Genomic DNA, 16,499 nt, shown 5'->3' with positions numbered 1-16,499 from the left:
ATTTATAAAAAATAACTAAAAGAGTTGCTTTTTTTCGAGGAAGGGAGCAAAATAGGGAACATGAAAAAATAGTTATGTTTTATAAGTGAAGGTGGAGAGAAAAATGAATGGATGGAAACTGTGGACGGCGGAGTGGCGAAGTATCTTCAAGAACCCACGTGTGTTGGTTCCGATTCTTGCGGTCGCACTCGTACCGTTAATGTACGCCGGTATGTTCTTATGGGCTTTTTGGGATCCGTATGGACAGATGAAAGATTTGCCGGTCGCCATCGTCAATGAAGACAAAGGGGCAACGTTTGAAGGGGAGTCGCTTGCAATTGGAGATGACCTCATTGATAAGCTGCTGGATTCGGAGGCGTTCGAGTTCGTCGAAACGACGAAGAAAGAAGCGGAATCTGGACTGAAAGACCATGACTACTACATGGCGATCGAGATTCCAGAAAACTTTTCAGAAAAAGCGACGACTGCTTTAGATGAACATCCGGAGCAACTCGAACTGAAGTATATCGCAAATGAATCGTATAACTTCTTAGCCGCACAAATCGGTGGTTCCGCGATGGAACAAGTCAAAGCGGAACTGTCGACCGAAGTCTCGAAACAGTATGTCAGTGCGTTGAAAGACGGATTGAATGATGTGGCAGACGGACTTGGTGAGGCCGCAGATGGTGCAGCGACACTTGCGGACGGCTCAACGTCAGCAAAAGACGGTGCCGTCAAGTTGGCGGACGGGACGAAGCTTCTCGCTTCGAAACAACGTGAGCTCGCGGATGGAGCAAGCCAATTAAACGATGGGATGACTCAGTTGGCCGATGGTTCATCAGAACTCGCGGATGGGACGAAGCTTCTCGCTTCGAAACAACGGGAACTGGCGAATGGAGCAAGTCAATTACGTGATGGTGTTTCGCAATTGGCCGACGGCTCATCTGCACTCGCGGATGGCAGTCAACAAGTATACGAGGGCTCAGCCTCACTTTCGGACGGGGTCCATCGTGTCAGCGAGGGCGCTTCTGCATTACAAGGCGGGACGAGCCAACTCGTTGACGGAACAGGAGCGTTCGCATCTAAACTAGATGAGCTGCACACAGGTGCGAAGACGTTGAACCAAGGTGTTCAAGACCTTGCTGCCGGCATCGAGCGCTCGAAAGAGGGGGCATCTGCATTACAGGATGGTGCCACAAAACTCTCAGGAGCGTTGACTCAGGCGAAGGACGGAAACGCGGCACTTGTTGCGGGTCAAACAGACGTGGTCAATGGAATCGGACAAATGAAGTCTGAATTGACTGCGAAACAAGATGAGTTGATTGGACAATTGACAGCGCTCGCTGAGTCGGGTCAATCGGCATCACCTGAAATGCTTCAAGCCATTGCGGCACAACTGAGCGAAGGGAAGCAAGAGACGGCGGCCGGGTTTGATCAACTATCCGCTGGCGCGACAAAAGTGAAAGAAGGACAGGTCGCACTTGGCGCAGGTCTTGATCAGGCAGGTACAGGTGCAGACAAACTATCGACTGGACTTTCTGAATTGAGTACCGGTCAAACGAAATTGGCCGAAGGTGCGAACGCATTGGCAAGTGGTTCAAGTCAAATCGAGCAAGGTACGCAAACGGCGGCCGATCGTTCCCAAGAACTTGTGTCAGCGAGTGCGAAGCTCAATCAAGGCGCGACACAACTTCAAGATGGGACAACTGAGCTCGCCGCTGGAAGTGACAAGCTTGTAGACGCGACTGGACAGTTGTCTGAGGGTAGCGAAAAGCTTGCGGATGGAGCGAAGAGCGCAAGCACCGGTACGAATGAATTGGTGAATGGTGCGAATCAATTAGCGGACGGTGGTCAAAAGCTGCAGTCAGGAAGCCGTGAACTGGCCGAAGGTGCGAAGGGTGCCGGAGCCGGAACGAGCAAGCTAACGGATGGCGCGAATCAGCTCGCGAATGGTGGACAAGAACTTTCAGACGGTAGCGGTGAACTCGCTGACGGAATGAAAGAGCTCGCATCAGGTAGCGATGAACTTCGTGACGCCTTGGTAAAAGGTGCGAAAGACGCAGACATCGGTCTAACAGATGACAACGTCGAGATGATGGCCGGTCCAGTGTCGCTCGTCGACAACTCGATTCACGAGGTGCCAAACTACGGTACTGGATTTGCTCCGTACTTTATGTCACTCGGACTTTTCGTTGGGGCACTCCTTCTCTCGATCGTTTATCCATTATACGATCCAGCAGGGCGCCCGAAACGTAGTCTATCGTGGGTATTGTCGAAATCTGGTGTCCTCATGGTCGTCGGATTCTTGCAAGCCTTGATTCTCGATGTGGCTATGGTGCAACTGCTCGGTCTTGAAGTGAGCGAACCATTGAAATTCTTCGGTTTCAGCTGGTTGACGAGCATCACGTTCCTCTTTATCGTACAGTTGCTCGTGACAACACTCGGAAACCCTGGACGTTTCGTGGCGATCGTCTTGTTGATTTTACAATTGACGACGTCAGCCGGGACGTTCCCGCTTGAATTGATTCCAAGAGCATTGCAACCATTCAATGCCTTGCTTCCAATGACGTATACGGTTGCCGGATATAAAGAAATTCTATCGGCAGATGGTGCGCAGTACTTGCAGACGGCGACAACCTATTTAGTGTTTGTGGCTGCCGGATGTTTTGCATTACTATGGGCGTACTTCCGGATCGCATGGAAGAAAAAATATCGTCAAGTCGCATCAGAAGCATGATGTAAATACGATACAAAATCGTGTATAGTGGGGAAGACGACACTATACACGATTTTTTTCTTAAAAAAAGAATTGACACTCGAATGGTGACTGGTTATTATAGAAAATGTGCTTAGGACACAACAATAACATGGCGGTGTAGCTCAGCTGGCTAGAGCGTACGGTTCATACCCGTGAGGTCGTGGGTTCGACTCCCTCCGCCGCTACCATTTTATTTAGGCCCGTTGGTCAAGCGGTTAAGACACCGCCCTTTCACGGCGGTAACACGGGTTCGAATCCCGTACGGGTCACTTAACCTAAGCGTAAAGAAGCCATCTCAATCGAGATGGCTTCTTTTGTTATATCAAGGAGGGAATTCATGAAAAAGGTACTCGTCGCTGTGTCGGGTGGAGTCGATTCCATTGTCTTATTGGACCGTCTCGTCAAGCAAGGATGGGATGTGGCGGTGGCGCACGTCCATCACGGTTTACGAGAAGCATCAGATGAAGAGTACACGTTCGTCGCACACGTAGCGGCATCCTACCAAGTCGCGTTTCATGGGACGCGTCTCCATTTTCAAGAAGGAGCATCACAGGCTCATTACCGTAAGGCCCGCTACCGCTTTTTTGAAGACGTCATGAATGAACATGGATACGATACACTGGCCACGGCTCATCATGCGGATGATGTGTTGGAGACGGTGCTCATTCAACTTCATCGAAACGTAATCGAAGTGAAAGGAATTCCCGAGAGAAGAACGTTCGGGCGTGGGACGTTGATCCGTCCTTTATTAAGAGAAACAAAGGTGCAACTCATCGAGTATGCTCGGAAAAACGAACTTGCCTGGAGGGAAGATGCCACCAATCAGGAAGTGATCTATTTACGGAATCGGATCCGTCACGAAATCATCCCGAGGCTGAAACAACTGTGGCCGACAGTCGTTGACGATGTATACGATACGGCGAAACAGGCATACGCTGAATGGGACATGCGTTACCAGTCATGTGGGCGATGGATTGAAGAAAATGTGGATCTTGAAATGAAAGCGTTTCATGTGAAACTTGATGAGTTTAATCGCTTATCCTCACTTGAGCGGTATACGGTCGCTCGCTTGCTGTCCCGTCGCTATGGGGTAGAGGTCGGTGAGGCGGTCGAAAAGTTAAGCATGAGTCAAAAGGACACCGGAACCTATCACCTGTCAGGTGAGTGGTTCATGATGAAGCAGAAGAGGGTACTTAATCTTGTACAACGTTCGACAGAAGCATCACTTCACCCCGTTCAGGTCGAGTCGTTACCGGCCGTCGTTCAATTTGGAAAGCGTACGGTTTCGTTGTCCATCGAAGAAGGACGAGAAGGTATTCCGCTAAAGGAAATCACTTATCCGCTGACAATTCGTTCGCTCGTACCTGGAGATCGAATGCAGTTGAACGTGGGGACAAAAAAAGTATCCCGCATCCTAATCGATGAAAAGGTTGAGCGAACCATTCGACCGACGCTCCCGTTGCTTGAGGACGCCTCGGGACGAATTCTCGCGATTGTTGGGGTAAGAGTTTCAGAATTTCTAGACAAGTCGGATGCGATTTGCCTACGATTAATGGTAAAATGATGATTGTGTCGAAACAGAAAGAGGAGGATTTCAAGATGTCATTAATGAACGATATGGAGAAAATTTTAATCTCACGTGAAGAGATTCAAGAAAAGGTGAAAGAACTCGCTGGAACATTGAGCGAAGACTATAAAGAAGAGTTCCCGCTTCTCGTATGTGTATTGAAAGGCGCGATGCCATTCATGTCGGACCTCGTCAAAGAAATGGATATCCATTTAGAGATGGATTTCATGGACGTGTCGACGTATCATGGAGGAACTTCTTCGACAGGTGAAGTGAAAATCGAGAAAGATTTAAATACATCTGTAGAAGGACGCGACATCTTGATTGTAGAAGATATTATTGATAGTGGATTGACGCTTGGTTACCTCGTCGATCTTCTTAAATACCGTAAAGCGAAGTCTGTGAAGATTGTCACGCTTCTCGATAAGCCGACTGGCCGTAAAAATGGTTTATCAGCAGACTATAGTGGTTTCGTGATTCCACACGAATTCGTTGTCGGCTACGGTCTTGATTATGAAGAGAAATATCGTAACCTTCCTTATGTCGGTGTGCTCAAACCGAGCGTTTACGGGGGCTAACGTTTTTCTTTTGAAAATGTGACGTGGTAAGATAAAGGAAATCCCCAAAGTATAGGCATATACTGAATGGGCGAGAACATCGTTTCTCGGAATAGGAGGCAGAGAATGAATCGTGCAGTGAAAAACACATTGGTTTTTGGTGTGATTTTCCTAGCCTTGATCTTGTTCCTTCAATATTTGCAGAATCCGAATAGTCAGAGTGAAACGCTCTCGTATTCGAAATTCCTAGAATATGTGGAAGATGATCGGATTGAGACGGCAACCGTACAAGAAATCCCGGGGGCTATCTCGATTACAGGCGATCTTACAGGAGATGAAGACCAACGTTATGAAACAAACATTCCAGCGAACGAAGCGGAATATGCGGATGTATTAACGCAGCTTCGAGCGAATACGGATATTCAAATCGAGGAGGCTGAATCCAACAGTAGCTGGTTCAGCATCGTCTTCGCGATTTTACCGTTCATTATCATCTTCATCTTGTTCTTCTTCTTGTTGAACCAAGCGCAAGGTGGTGGCGGTGGTGGTCGTGTGATGAACTTCGGGAAATCGAAGGCGAAACTATACGACCAAGAGAAACGTCGCGTCACATTCAAAGATGTGGCTGGGGCGGACGAAGAGAAGCAAGAACTCATTGAAGTTGTTGAATTCTTGAAAGATCCTCGCAAATTCTCGAAACTCGGCGCACGTATTCCAAAAGGGGTCTTACTCGTAGGTCCTCCAGGGACAGGTAAAACACTCTTGGCTCGTGCGGTAGCCGGTGAAGCCGGTGTCCCGTTCTTCTCGATCTCAGGTTCAGACTTTGTTGAGATGTTCGTCGGGGTCGGGGCGTCACGTGTTCGTGACTTGTTCGAAAACGCGAAAAAGAATGCGCCATGTATCATCTTCATCGATGAAATTGACGCGGTCGGTCGCCAGCGTGGTGCCGGTCTCGGTGGTGGACACGATGAGCGTGAACAAACATTGAACCAACTCCTTGTTGAGATGGACGGATTCAGTGATAACGAAGGGATCATCATGGTTGCGGCGACAAACCGTCCAGATATCCTTGACCCGGCACTCCTTCGTCCAGGTCGTTTTGACCGTCAAATCACGGTCGATCGTCCGGATGTCAAAGGGCGCGAAGAAGTATTGAAAGTCCATGCACGTAACAAGCCACTCGATTCGACGGTGGACTTGAAGTCGATTGCACAACGTACGCCTGGTTTCTCTGGGGCAGACTTAGAGAACCTCTTGAACGAAGCGGCACTCGTTGCGGCACGTTCGAACCGTACAGCTGTTTCAGTTGTCGATGTGGAAGAAGCGATTGACCGTGTTATCGCAGGTCCTTCGAAGAAGAGTCGCATCATCTCTGAAAAAGAGCGCAACATTGTTGCATATCACGAAGCGGGTCACACAATCATCGGTCTCGAGCTTGAGAATGCGGATGAAGTACACAAAGTGACAATCGTTCCACGCGGAAACGCGGGCGGATATGTCGTCATGCTTCCGAAAGAAGATCGTTACTTCATGACAAAACCTGAACTCGAAGACAAGATTGTTGGTCTTCTTGGTGGTCGCGTCGCCGAAGATGTCATCTTTGGAGAAGTGTCGACCGGAGCGAGCAATGACTTCCAGCGCGCTACTGGTATCGCACGTAAGATGGTCATGGATTACGGGATGAGCGATAAACTCGGACCGCTCCAGCTCGGTTCAAACCATGGCGGACAAGTCTTCCTTGGTCGCGATTTCCAGACAGAGCAGAACTACTCGGATGCGATTGCGCAAGAAATCGATTTGGAGATTCGAGACATCATCAATCGCTGTTACGCGAAAGCGAAGCAGATTTTGACAGATCGTCGCGAAGATCTCGAACTCGTTGCAAAGACGCTGCTTGATGTCGAGACGCTCGACTCGAAACAGATTCGTCATTTGATCAAGACACGCGAGTATCTTCCGCATGAGCCGGAAGAGGACGTGGATGGATCGACGGATGCGGATGACGCAGCGAAGAAAGATGATGCAGCCGTTCAACACGGTCAAGTCGTCGATCAACCTGAAGTTGTCCAAGACAGCCAGCCGGATGTCGTACCTGAAGGCGATAAGCCAGAAGCGACACCGACAGAACGTCCGAATAACGAATCACGTTAATGAAAAAGACGAATGCCCTTGACGAGGCATTCGTCTTTTTTCGTGTTATAATTCGAGCGAACTGCAATTGACAACAAAGTGAGGAACTATATCATGATTTTAGTGATTGATGTTGGAAATACAAATATTGTTCTCGGGATGTACGATGGAGATCATCTCGTACACCATTGGCGCATCTCAACGGATCGTACAAAAACGACCGACGAGTACGGCATGCTGGTGAAATCGCTATTCGATCATTCGAACGTCTCGTTCGACCAGGTCGAGGGAGTGATCTTATCTTCTGTCGTACCTCCTGTTATTTTCCCACTTGAACAAATGTCGCAACGATACTTCAATGTACGTCCAATCGTTGTGGGACCAGGTGTGAAGACAGGGTTGGACATTCACGTCGAGAACCCTCGCGAAGTCGGGGCCGACCGAATCGTTAACGCGGTGGCTGGAATCGCCAAGTATGACGGTCCGCTCATAATTGTTGATTTTGGAACGGCAACCACGTATTGTTACATCGATGAGAAACGTCGTTACCATGGCGGAATCATCTCACCAGGTATCATGATCTCAGTGGAGGCACTCTATCAGCGTGCCGCGAAACTACCTCGGATTGAATTGGCGACCCCGCCGACAGTCATCGGGAAGAACACGATTCAAGCGATGCAATCGGGGACATATTATGGATATGTGGCCCAAGTGGACGGTATCGTGAACCGGATGAAGCGTGAAGTCGGTGAAGCGACTGTCATTGCAACGGGAGGGCTGGCGCGATTGATCAGTGAACATGCAGAGACGATCGACCATGTGGATTCGTTCCTGACACTCGAAGGCCTCCGTCTCATTTACGAGCGCAATCAAAAGTAAACTAAAGGAGTTAAATCATATGATTCATACAGAACAACAAGCATTACTCGACCAGATGAAGGATGACTATCTCGTTCGTGCCCTCGGTTTTAACGGAGAGGTTCGTGCCTTTGCCGCACGCACGACAAAAACGGTATATGAGACGCAACTTCGTCATCAAACGACACCAGTTGCTTCAGCTGCCCTCGGACGGACGATGACGATCGGCTCGATGATTGGAGCGATGCAAAAAGGTGCAGCGCGTGTCACGCTTAAAGTAGAAGGTGATGGTCCAATCGGGAAAATCATCGTGGACGCGGATACAGCGGGAGATGTTCGTGGATATGTGTCGTACCCGCGTGTCGATGGCGGTACATTCGTCAACGAACAAGGGTTGACGAAATTGAAAGTCGGCGAAGCCGTCGGAAAAGGAACCATTTCTGTCATTAAAGACTTAGGATTGAAAGACTATGTCGGCGGTTCTTCAGAGATTCAAACGGGCGAAATCAGTGAAGACTTCACGTACTACTTCGCCACATCTGAGCAAGTGCCGTCAGTCGTCGGGGCGGGTGTCCTCGTCTTACCGGAAGATGAATCGATTCTTGCTGCAGGTGGAATCATCGTCCAGTTGCTCCCGAACGCTTCTGAAGAGACGGTACAAGCGCTCGAAAAAGCACTTCAGACGTTCCCGCCCGTATCGGTTTTGATTGGTGAAGAAAAAACGCCAGAAGAAATGCTTCAATTACTCCTTGGCGATAGCCTCGATGTCCTCGACACGAACCCGATTCAGTTCAACTGCACATGCAGCCGTGAACGAATGGAAAGCGCCATTATCGGTCTCGGAAAAGAAGAGATTCGTCAGATGATTGAAGAAGATGGCGGAGCCGAAGCCGTATGCCATTTCTGTGGCGAAAAGTATCATTTCTCAGCGGAACAGTTAGAGACGATGAAAGTACAGGCACAGGCGTAAGCAACGTTCCAAATTGCATATTTTCAATTCGATAGGGTATGATAACAATATCGGAATAGTCGGAATTATGAAGGAGGAAATGCAATGCGTATCGTAAACTCAGTAACAGACTTGATTGGAAAGACTCCGATTGTGAAATTGAACGGAATGACTGGACCAGAGGATGCCAACGTGTATCTGAAGCTCGAATATATGAACCCGGGATCAAGCGTCAAAGACCGGATCGCCCTCGCCATGATCGAAGCGGCTGAAAAAGACGGCATCTTGAAGCCAGGTGATACAATCATCGAGCCAACTAGCGGAAACACGGGCATCGGTCTCGCGATGGTCAGTGCCGCAAAAGGATATAAAGCCATTCTCGTCATGCCTGAAACGATGAGCATGGAACGCCGAAACCTCCTTCGTGGATACGGGGCCGAATTAATTTTGACACCAGGACCTGAAGGGATGGGTGGAGCGATTCGTCGCGCTACTGAAGAAGCAGAGAAACATGGCTACTTCCTCCCGCAACAATTCAATAACGCAGCTAACCCGAACGTCCATGAAATGACGACGGGACCTGAGATTGTAGAGGCGTTTGAAGAATCAGGACTTTCAGTCGACGCTTTGATTGCCGGAGTCGGGACGGGCGGTACCATCACCGGCGCAGGTAAAGTCGTGAAGGCGAAGTACCCGGACGTAAAAATTCTCGCCGTTGAACCGGTCGATTCACCTGTCTTATCAGGCGGGAAACCGGGACCTCATAAGATTCAAGGGATTGGGGCTGGATTCGTTCCATCCATCCTCGACACGGAGATTTATGAAGGGGTTCTTCAAATCACGACAGAGCAAGCGTTCGAATATGCTCGTCAGGCGGCACGTACGAACGGTGTCCTCGGTGGTATCTCTTCAGGAGCTGCCATTGCGGCAGCACTTGATACAGCGAAACGCCTTGGTAAAGGGAAAAATGTATTGGCGATTATCCCATCAAACGGTGAACGTTACTTGAGCACGCCGCTCTATCAGTTTGATGAAGAGTCAAACGAGAGTCGCGTATAACATTTCAGGCAGTAATCGAGAGACATTCTCTTTCGATTGCTGCCTTTTCTTGTGTACAATAAAAGGCATGAATGAATAGACGGAGGAATGACATGTGAGATCGACTGCGTTCAGAACAAAGCGGATGACGAAAGAGAAGGTGTATGAGGCATACATGACGTTGACGGCGGATCAACCGTATCATGCATGGTTAGAGAGTGGGAGAGCGGGACGGTATACGATTGCGGGAATCGAGCCGTTCGGTCGCTTTCATGTAAAAGACGGTGTCGGACTCTTGCAAGTGGGGGATACGACAGAAACGCTATACGGAAAGCCGCTTGAGCTCGTCAGTGAGGTACGGGAGCGATTTGAGGCCGAGCGTCCGGAAGGGGCTCCTCCTTTCTTTGGTGGCATGATCGGGTATGTCAGTTATGATGTGGTCCGGACGATTGAACGTCTCCCTCAGCAAGCGGAGGATGATTTGTCGACACCAGACGTCTCGTTTCTTCTATTTGACGAGGTGGCGGTGTTCGATGAAGTGGATTCGACCCTGTACTTGATGGTGACGGCGGAGGAAGGTGCAGAACGTAAGGCGGACCGATTGGCGGCCATGTGGAACGTCGAGTCGCATTACGCGTTCAAGCCGACAGGGCAGTCACCGATAGAACGATCGCGCTCCATGTCCCAGGAAGAGTTTGTTGAAGCGGTCAAACGGATTCAGTCCTATATCGTAGAAGGGGATGTGTTCCAAGTGAACTTGAGCGTTCGTCAGTCCGAACCGCTTCTCGCTGACCCGCGTCGAGTATATGATACGTTGCGTCAAATGAATCCATCTCCTTATATGGGCTATTTCGTGGATGACGCTTTAACGATGGTCTCCGCTTCACCAGAGCTGTTGCTTGAAAAACACGGAACCGACATTTCGACACGCCCGATCGCGGGTACGCGTCCACGTGGCAAAGATGATGTGGAAGACTTGAAGTTGGCGAACACATTGCTTGAAAACGAGAAAGAGCGGGCCGAACACGTCATGCTCGTCGATCTTGAACGGAACGACCTCGGCAAGGTGGCGGCATATGGCAGCGTTCATGTTGATGAGTTGATGGTGATTGAGAAGTACTCACACGTACAACATATCGTATCGAACGTACGAGGTTCGATTCGGGATGAAGTGTCAGGAGCCGAAGCACTGGCAGCGATGTTCCCAGGCGGTACCATCACCGGCGCACCGAAAATTCGGACGATGGAAATCATCGAAGAACTCGAACCAGTTCGCCGGGGACTCTACACTGGCTCATATGGTTGGTTAAGTTGGGATGACGACCTCGTCTTCAATATCACGATTCGGACGATGGTCGTAAAAGACGGAATCGCATACGTTCAAGCGGGAGCAGGTATTGTGATCGATTCGGATCCGGTCTCGGAATATGAAGAATCCCTGTCCAAAGCGAAGGCGCTATGGGCGGCGAAACACATGACGGAGGAAACGACATGATTGTATTAATCGACAACTATGACTCATTTACGTATAACTTGGTGCAATATTTCGGTGAACTCGGTCAAGAACTAGTCGTGTATCGAAACGATGAAGTCACGATTCAAGAGATTGAGGCGCTTGCCCCGAGTTATCTTGTCATTTCGCCGGGACCTTGCACTCCGAATGAGGCGGGAATTAGCGTTGAGGCAATCCAAGCGTTTGCGGGTCGTATCCCGATTTTAGGGGTTTGCCTCGGACATCAGGCGATTGCGCAAGCGTTTGGTGGAGAAGTCGTCCATGCTGAGCGGCTCATGCATGGAAAAACGTCGAAGATTCAACATGACGGAAAATCGATTTTCAAGAAGATTCCGCAACAGTCGGTCGTGACCCGTTATCATTCGTTGGCCGTGGAGCGTTCGTCTCTACCAGAATGTCTAGTGGTCACTGCAGAGACGGAGACTGGAGAAATCATGGCACTCCGTCACCGAACGCTTCCGATCGAAGGGGTGCAATATCACCCTGAAGCGATTTTGACTGAGCACGGGAAGGAAATGATTCGAAACTTTATCGAGGAGTATCGTCATGTGGTATTGGCATAACGGAGAGTTAGTCGAACGAGAGAAGGTGTTGATTCCGGTTGAAGATCACGGCTTCTTGTATGGAATGGGCTTGTTTGAGACGTTCCGTACATATGAATTCGTTCCTTTCCTGTTCGATGCCCACTGGGAGCGCTTGATGAAGAGTCTCGATGAGCTGTGGATCGATTTTCCATACACGAAGGAAGAAATCGGGACGGCGATTCAGCAACTGTGCCGTCAAAACGATGCACCCGACCTTTATATCCGCTTGAACGTGTCGGCAGGAGTTGCGCCCCTCGGTCTCTACGCGGGTCGTTATGAGACACCGAACGTCACCATGATCGTCAAACCGCTATCCTCAGAAGTTGTACCACAGGAGAAACGGGTCGAACCGATCCCGTTTCCGAGAAGTCGTCCTGAAGCGGCTTTTCGATTAAAGTCACATCATTATATGAACAATATCCTTGGAAAACGAACCTTACAAGACCAAGGCGCTGAAGGACTATTTGCGGACGAACATGGACATGTGGTGGAAGGGCTCGTGTCGAACATCTTTTGGGTCGGTCCAGATGATATGTTATACACGACTCCGCTATCGAGCGGAGCACTCGCAGGTGTGACACGACAATGGGTGATGAAACATTTCTCTGTAATCGAACAACCCGTGACATTTGAAGAATTGACTGCAGCGAAAGAGATTTGGATGACGAATTCAATCCAACAAGTCGCTCCGGTAACGCATTATGGAAATCTGAGATACCCCGGTAAAGACGGGGTACGATTTAACGAAGTGTGGGCGAAACTCGTTCGCTCAATTGGTTAGGAGGCGGAAGCATGACGAAGGTCATGGGTATTTTAAATGTGACCCCGGACTCGTTTTCGGATGGGGGACGGTATACGGCAATCGAGGAGGCTGTACGACATGCGAAACAACTCGTACAAGAAGGTGCCGATGCGATTGATGTCGGTGGAGAATCAACGAGACCTGGCGCGGTACTTGTTTCCGAAGAAGAAGAGATTGAACGTGTCGTCCCGATCATCCGTCGACTGACAAAAGAAATCGATGTTCCGATTTCGATTGATACGTATAAGCCGATGGTGGCGAGAGCGGCAATCGAGGCCGGTGCGACGATTATCAATGACGTATGGGGTTCGAAATGGGGAGACCGCTCGATGGCACGTGTCGCTTTCGAATATGGAGTTTCGATCATTTTGATGCACAACCGAACAGATCGTGACTATCGTCATTTCATCGAAGATGTGGTCAGCGATCTACAGGAATCAATCGAGATTGCGCATGCAGCGGGCGTAAAGGATGAGCACATTTGGCTAGATCCGGGCATCGGATTTGCGAAAGACGTGACGCAAAACCTCGAACTCATGAATCATCTTGACGTGATCACACGTCTTGGGTATCCGGTTCTGCTCGGCACGTCGCGTAAGTCGTTTATCGGTCATACGCTCGATTTACCAACAGAGGAGCGTCTCGAAGGAACGATTGCGACAACGTGTCTCGGAATCATGAAAGGGTGCGATTGGGTGCGTGTGCACGACGTCAAAGCGAACGCCCGTGCGGCGAAGATGATGGATGCGATGATTGGAGGGGATAGACATGGATAAAATATTTGTGAACGGGATGCGTTTTTACGGTTATCATGGGGTGTTTGAAGAAGAAAACCGTCTCGGTCAACGGTTTCACGTGGATTTAATGTGTGAACTGGACCTCGCGCCTGCGGGACGTTCGGATGACTTAAACAATGGGGTCAGCTATGCCGGCTTGTATCAGTTGACGGAAGATATTGTGACGGGAGAACCGGTCAATTTGTTAGAAACACTCGGAGAACGCATCACGACAGCCGTGTTGGCGCATAGTGAGTTGATTCAACGTGTGACGGTTAAAGTAATTAAACCGGACCCACCCATCCCGGGACACTATGATTCAGTAGCAATCGAGATGACAAGGGGACGGACGTCATGATTTATATTGCATTAGGCGCCAATATCGGAGATCGGGCTAGACAGTTGTCTGCGGCAATCGATGAGATGGAGCGAACAGGTCTCCACGTCACGAAACAGTCGTCGGTCTATGAGACGGCTCCTGTCGGATATACAGAGCAACCTTCGTTTTTTAATATGGTGGTCGAAGTCGAGAGTCATCAATCCTCGGACGAACTGCTCAACACGCTTCAACAGATCGAACAACGATTAGGACGGGAACGTCTATTTAAGAACGGACCGCGTACCATCGACCTTGACATCCTCTTTTATAATGGGGAAGATATACAATCAGAACACTTAACGGTTCCGCATCCGCGCATGCAGGAACGTGCATTTGTTCTCGCCCCGTTAGCAGAGATCGCACCAGAACTCGTCGTTCGAGGACAAACGGTCGCCTCCTGGCTCGAAGGGCTACCGATGACGGACCGCCAAGATGTCGTCCGGTTACAGTTGCTTAGGAATTTGGTGAAATGAAGGATGTGTTGTCTTGACAGGCTTTAAGATTGGAAACATAGATATTAAAAACCGTGCAGTCCTCGCACCGATGGCTGGCGTGACCAACCCTGCTTTTCGTTTGATTGCAAAAGAGTTCGGAGCGGGACTCGTCTGTGCCGAAATGGTTAGCGATAAAGGCATCTTGCTCGAGAACGCTCGGACGATGCGTATGCTATACGTCGATGAACGAGAGAAACCGCTCAGTTTACAAATCTTCGGCGGTTCGAAAGATACACTCGTCAGAGCGGCACAGTACGTCGATCAAAACACCAATGCGGATATCATTGATATCAACATGGGTTGTCCCGTACCGAAAGTGACGAAGTGTGACGCAGGGGCGAAGTGGTTACTCGACCCGGATAAAGTGTATGAGATGGTGAATGCCGTCACGAATGTCGTCGAAAAACCGGTCACGGTGAAAATGCGACTCGGTTGGGATGACGAGCACATCTTTATTTTGGATAATGTTAAGGCGGCTCAGACGGGTGGAGCAGCAGCGATTGCCATTCATGGACGTACGCGTGCCCAACAATATGAAGGAACCGCGAATTGGGATTGGATTGGCGAGGCGAAGAAAGTAGCGACCGTCCCGATTATCGGAAACGGGGATATCGCGACCCCGCAGGATGCGAAACGTGTGATTGACCAATATGGTGTGGATGCCGTCATGATTGGACGCGCTGCACTCGGGAATCCGTGGATGCTCTATCAAACGGTTCAGTACCTCGAAACAGGGGAGCTCCCTCCGGAACCAGAGGCGCGTGAGAAAATCGATATCTGCATGCTTCATCTCGACCGGTTGAGTGCAATCAAAGGTGAGCTGACAGCCGTACGCGAAATGCGTCAACACGCGGCTTGGTATTTGAAAGGGTTGAAAGGCAGTGGTCCGATTCGCAAACAAATCAATGAAACGGAATCGCGCGAGGCGTTCGCGGCGGTCCTTTATGGATTTGTGGACCAACTCGAACGACAACTGTCAGAAGTGTGAACTAGTGAAAAGAACTAATTTATGGTAAGCTTGTTTGGCGAAAAAGTGCACCACAACGAATGAACGGCTTCGGCTGTGCTGTTGGCCATCGGGTCGACAGTTTTTTGTTAGAGAGAAACCCAATATGGATAGAGGAGTGAATGGAATAGTGAGCCACGAGTTAGAAATGAATGATCAAATGCAGGTTCGTTTTGAGAAGATGACCGATATGCGTGAGCGCGGTCTCGACCCGTTCGGTCACCGCTTTGATCGTTCTGCACACGCAGGTGAATTACATGAGCAGTATGAATCAATTGAAAAAGAGGCTTTGGCTGAACAAGATGTAGAAGTCACATTGGCTGGACGCATCATGACGAAACGTGGGAAAGGGAAGGTTTTCTTTGCCCACATTCAAGATGTGACAGGTCAAATTCAAATTTACGTTCGTAAAAATGATGTCGGGGATGAGCCGTTTGACTTATTCAAGTCTTCAGACCTCGGTGACATCGTCGGTGTAAAAGGGAAGCTCTTTAAAACGAACGTTGGTGAGCTTTCGATTCACGTGGAAGAGTTTGAATTATTGACGAAGGCGCTTCGGCCGCTTCCGGACAAATATCATGGATTAAAAGATGTGGAACAGCGCTATCGCCAACGCTATCTTGATTTGATTACAAACCAGGACTCGCGTCAGACATTCATTTTGCGTAGCCGCATCATTTCTGAGATTCGCAACTTCTTAAACCAAAAAGGATATTTAGAAGTGGAAACACCGATGTTACACACGATTGCGGGTGGAGCAGCGGCACGTCCGTTCTTAACGCATCATAATGCGTTGGATATGGAACTCTACATGCGTATTGCCATCGAACTTCACTTGAAACGCTTGATTGTTGGTGGACTCGAGCGCGTGTACGAAATCGGGCGTGTATTCCGTAACGAAGGGATTTCTACACGTCACAACCCTGAATTCACGATGATCGAATTGTATGAAGCCTATGCAGATTACAACGACATCATGGATTTGACGGAAGAATTGGTTGCGCACGTAGCGAAAGAAGTGCTCGGTACAACAGATGTGCAGTATGGTGAAGATACGATCCATCTTGGCATCGGTTGGAAACGTGCACATATGGTCGACCTTGTTAAAG

15 protein-coding genes and 2 tRNA genes (1 of these 17 only partly in view) are annotated in these 16,499 nt (G+C 49.3%); all 17 read left to right on the top strand.

Annotated features, from left to right (window positions below; translation table 11 throughout):
- Window positions 1–103 precede the first annotated feature (103 nt).
- Window positions 104–2,716, top strand: coding sequence for a YhgE/Pip domain-containing protein (locus tag GVY43_RS11020; RefSeq protein WP_159563168.1), 2,613 nt, complete (start codon window positions 104–106; stop codon window positions 2,714–2,716).
- A 132-nt stretch (window positions 2,717–2,848) separates the two neighbouring features.
- Window positions 2,849–2,925: transfer RNA gene (locus GVY43_RS11015), tRNA-Met, on the top strand.
- Between the two features lie 9 nt (window positions 2,926–2,934).
- A tRNA-Glu gene (locus GVY43_RS11010) sits at window positions 2,935–3,006 on the top strand.
- A gap of 68 nt (window positions 3,007–3,074) precedes the next feature.
- Window positions 3,075–4,301 carry a tRNA lysidine(34) synthetase TilS gene (tilS, locus tag GVY43_RS11005; RefSeq protein ID WP_159563167.1) on the top strand — a complete coding sequence of 409 codons (1,227 nt, stop codon included), beginning with the start codon at window positions 3,075–3,077 and terminating at the stop codon, window positions 4,299–4,301.
- 35 nt (window positions 4,302–4,336) lie between these two features.
- Window positions 4,337–4,882 carry a hypoxanthine phosphoribosyltransferase gene (hpt, locus tag GVY43_RS11000; RefSeq protein ID WP_012727721.1) on the top strand — a complete coding sequence of 182 codons (546 nt, stop codon included), beginning with the start codon at window positions 4,337–4,339 and terminating at the stop codon, window positions 4,880–4,882.
- Window positions 4,883–4,987: 105 nt separating this feature from the next.
- Window positions 4,988–7,012, top strand: coding sequence for an ATP-dependent zinc metalloprotease FtsH (ftsH, locus tag GVY43_RS10995; RefSeq protein ID WP_012727720.1), 2,025 nt, complete (start codon window positions 4,988–4,990; stop codon window positions 7,010–7,012).
- Between the two features lie 93 nt (window positions 7,013–7,105).
- Window positions 7,106–7,870 carry a type III pantothenate kinase gene (locus GVY43_RS10990; RefSeq protein ID WP_074035307.1) on the top strand — a complete coding sequence of 255 codons (765 nt, stop codon included), beginning with the start codon at window positions 7,106–7,108 and terminating at the stop codon, window positions 7,868–7,870.
- Window positions 7,871–7,889: 19 nt separating this feature from the next.
- A complete protein-coding gene (gene hslO, locus GVY43_RS10985) occupies window positions 7,890–8,819 on the top strand; it encodes an Hsp33 family molecular chaperone HslO (protein ID WP_159563166.1) in 930 nt (309 codons plus the stop codon).
- A gap of 84 nt (window positions 8,820–8,903) precedes the next feature.
- Window positions 8,904–9,857 carry a cysteine synthase A gene (gene cysK, locus GVY43_RS10980; protein ID WP_012727717.1) on the top strand — a complete coding sequence of 318 codons (954 nt, stop codon included), beginning with the start codon at window positions 8,904–8,906 and terminating at the stop codon, window positions 9,855–9,857.
- Between the two features lie 94 nt (window positions 9,858–9,951).
- Window positions 9,952–11,331: an anthranilate synthase component I family protein gene (locus tag GVY43_RS10975; protein WP_305775283.1), complete on the top strand. Its 1,380-nt coding sequence runs from the start codon at window positions 9,952–9,954 to the stop codon at window positions 11,329–11,331.
- Entirely contained in the window at window positions 11,328–11,912 is a 585-nt protein-coding gene (gene pabA / locus GVY43_RS10970) for an aminodeoxychorismate/anthranilate synthase component II (RefSeq protein WP_159563165.1), read from the top strand. The genes GVY43_RS10975 and pabA overlap by 4 nt, the downstream gene beginning before the upstream one ends.
- Complete coding sequence (locus GVY43_RS10965) at window positions 11,896–12,714, top strand: aminotransferase class IV (RefSeq protein ID WP_159563164.1); 819 nt, start codon at window positions 11,896–11,898, stop codon at window positions 12,712–12,714. The genes pabA and GVY43_RS10965 overlap by 17 nt, the downstream gene beginning before the upstream one ends.
- 11 nt (window positions 12,715–12,725) lie before the next feature.
- Window positions 12,726–13,511, top strand: a complete 786-nt coding sequence (folP, locus tag GVY43_RS10960) for a dihydropteroate synthase (protein WP_159563163.1) — start codon at window positions 12,726–12,728, stop codon at window positions 13,509–13,511.
- On the top strand, window positions 13,504–13,869 hold the full coding sequence (gene folB, locus GVY43_RS10955; protein ID WP_159563162.1) for a dihydroneopterin aldolase: 366 nt from the start codon (window positions 13,504–13,506) through the stop codon (window positions 13,867–13,869). Before folP ends, folB begins: the two co-directional genes overlap by 8 nt.
- A complete protein-coding gene (gene folK / locus GVY43_RS10950; RefSeq protein ID WP_159563161.1) occupies window positions 13,866–14,363 on the top strand; it encodes a 2-amino-4-hydroxy-6-hydroxymethyldihydropteridine diphosphokinase in 498 nt (165 codons plus the stop codon). The genes folB and folK overlap by 4 nt, the downstream gene beginning before the upstream one ends.
- Before the next feature lie 70 nt (window positions 14,364–14,433).
- The gene (gene dusB / locus GVY43_RS10945) at window positions 14,434–15,372 is read left to right on the top strand and encodes a tRNA dihydrouridine synthase DusB (RefSeq protein WP_230872777.1); all 939 of its coding nucleotides are present in this window, start codon (window positions 14,434–14,436) and stop codon (window positions 15,370–15,372) included.
- A gap of 148 nt (window positions 15,373–15,520) precedes the next feature.
- On the top strand, window positions 15,521–16,499 hold the 5' portion of the coding sequence (gene lysS, locus GVY43_RS10940) for a lysine--tRNA ligase (RefSeq protein WP_012727709.1). The gene runs 512 nt beyond the window's last position; only the first 979 of its 1,491 coding nucleotides appear in the window; its start codon is at window positions 15,521–15,523; the stop codon falls past the right edge of the window.

It is taken from the genome of Exiguobacterium sp. 8H, from assembly GCF_902506255.1.
Classification (GTDB): Bacteria; Bacillota; Bacilli; order Exiguobacteriales; family Exiguobacteriaceae; genus Exiguobacterium; species Exiguobacterium profundum.
This window is presented reverse-complemented; position numbering and strand designations above follow the sequence as displayed.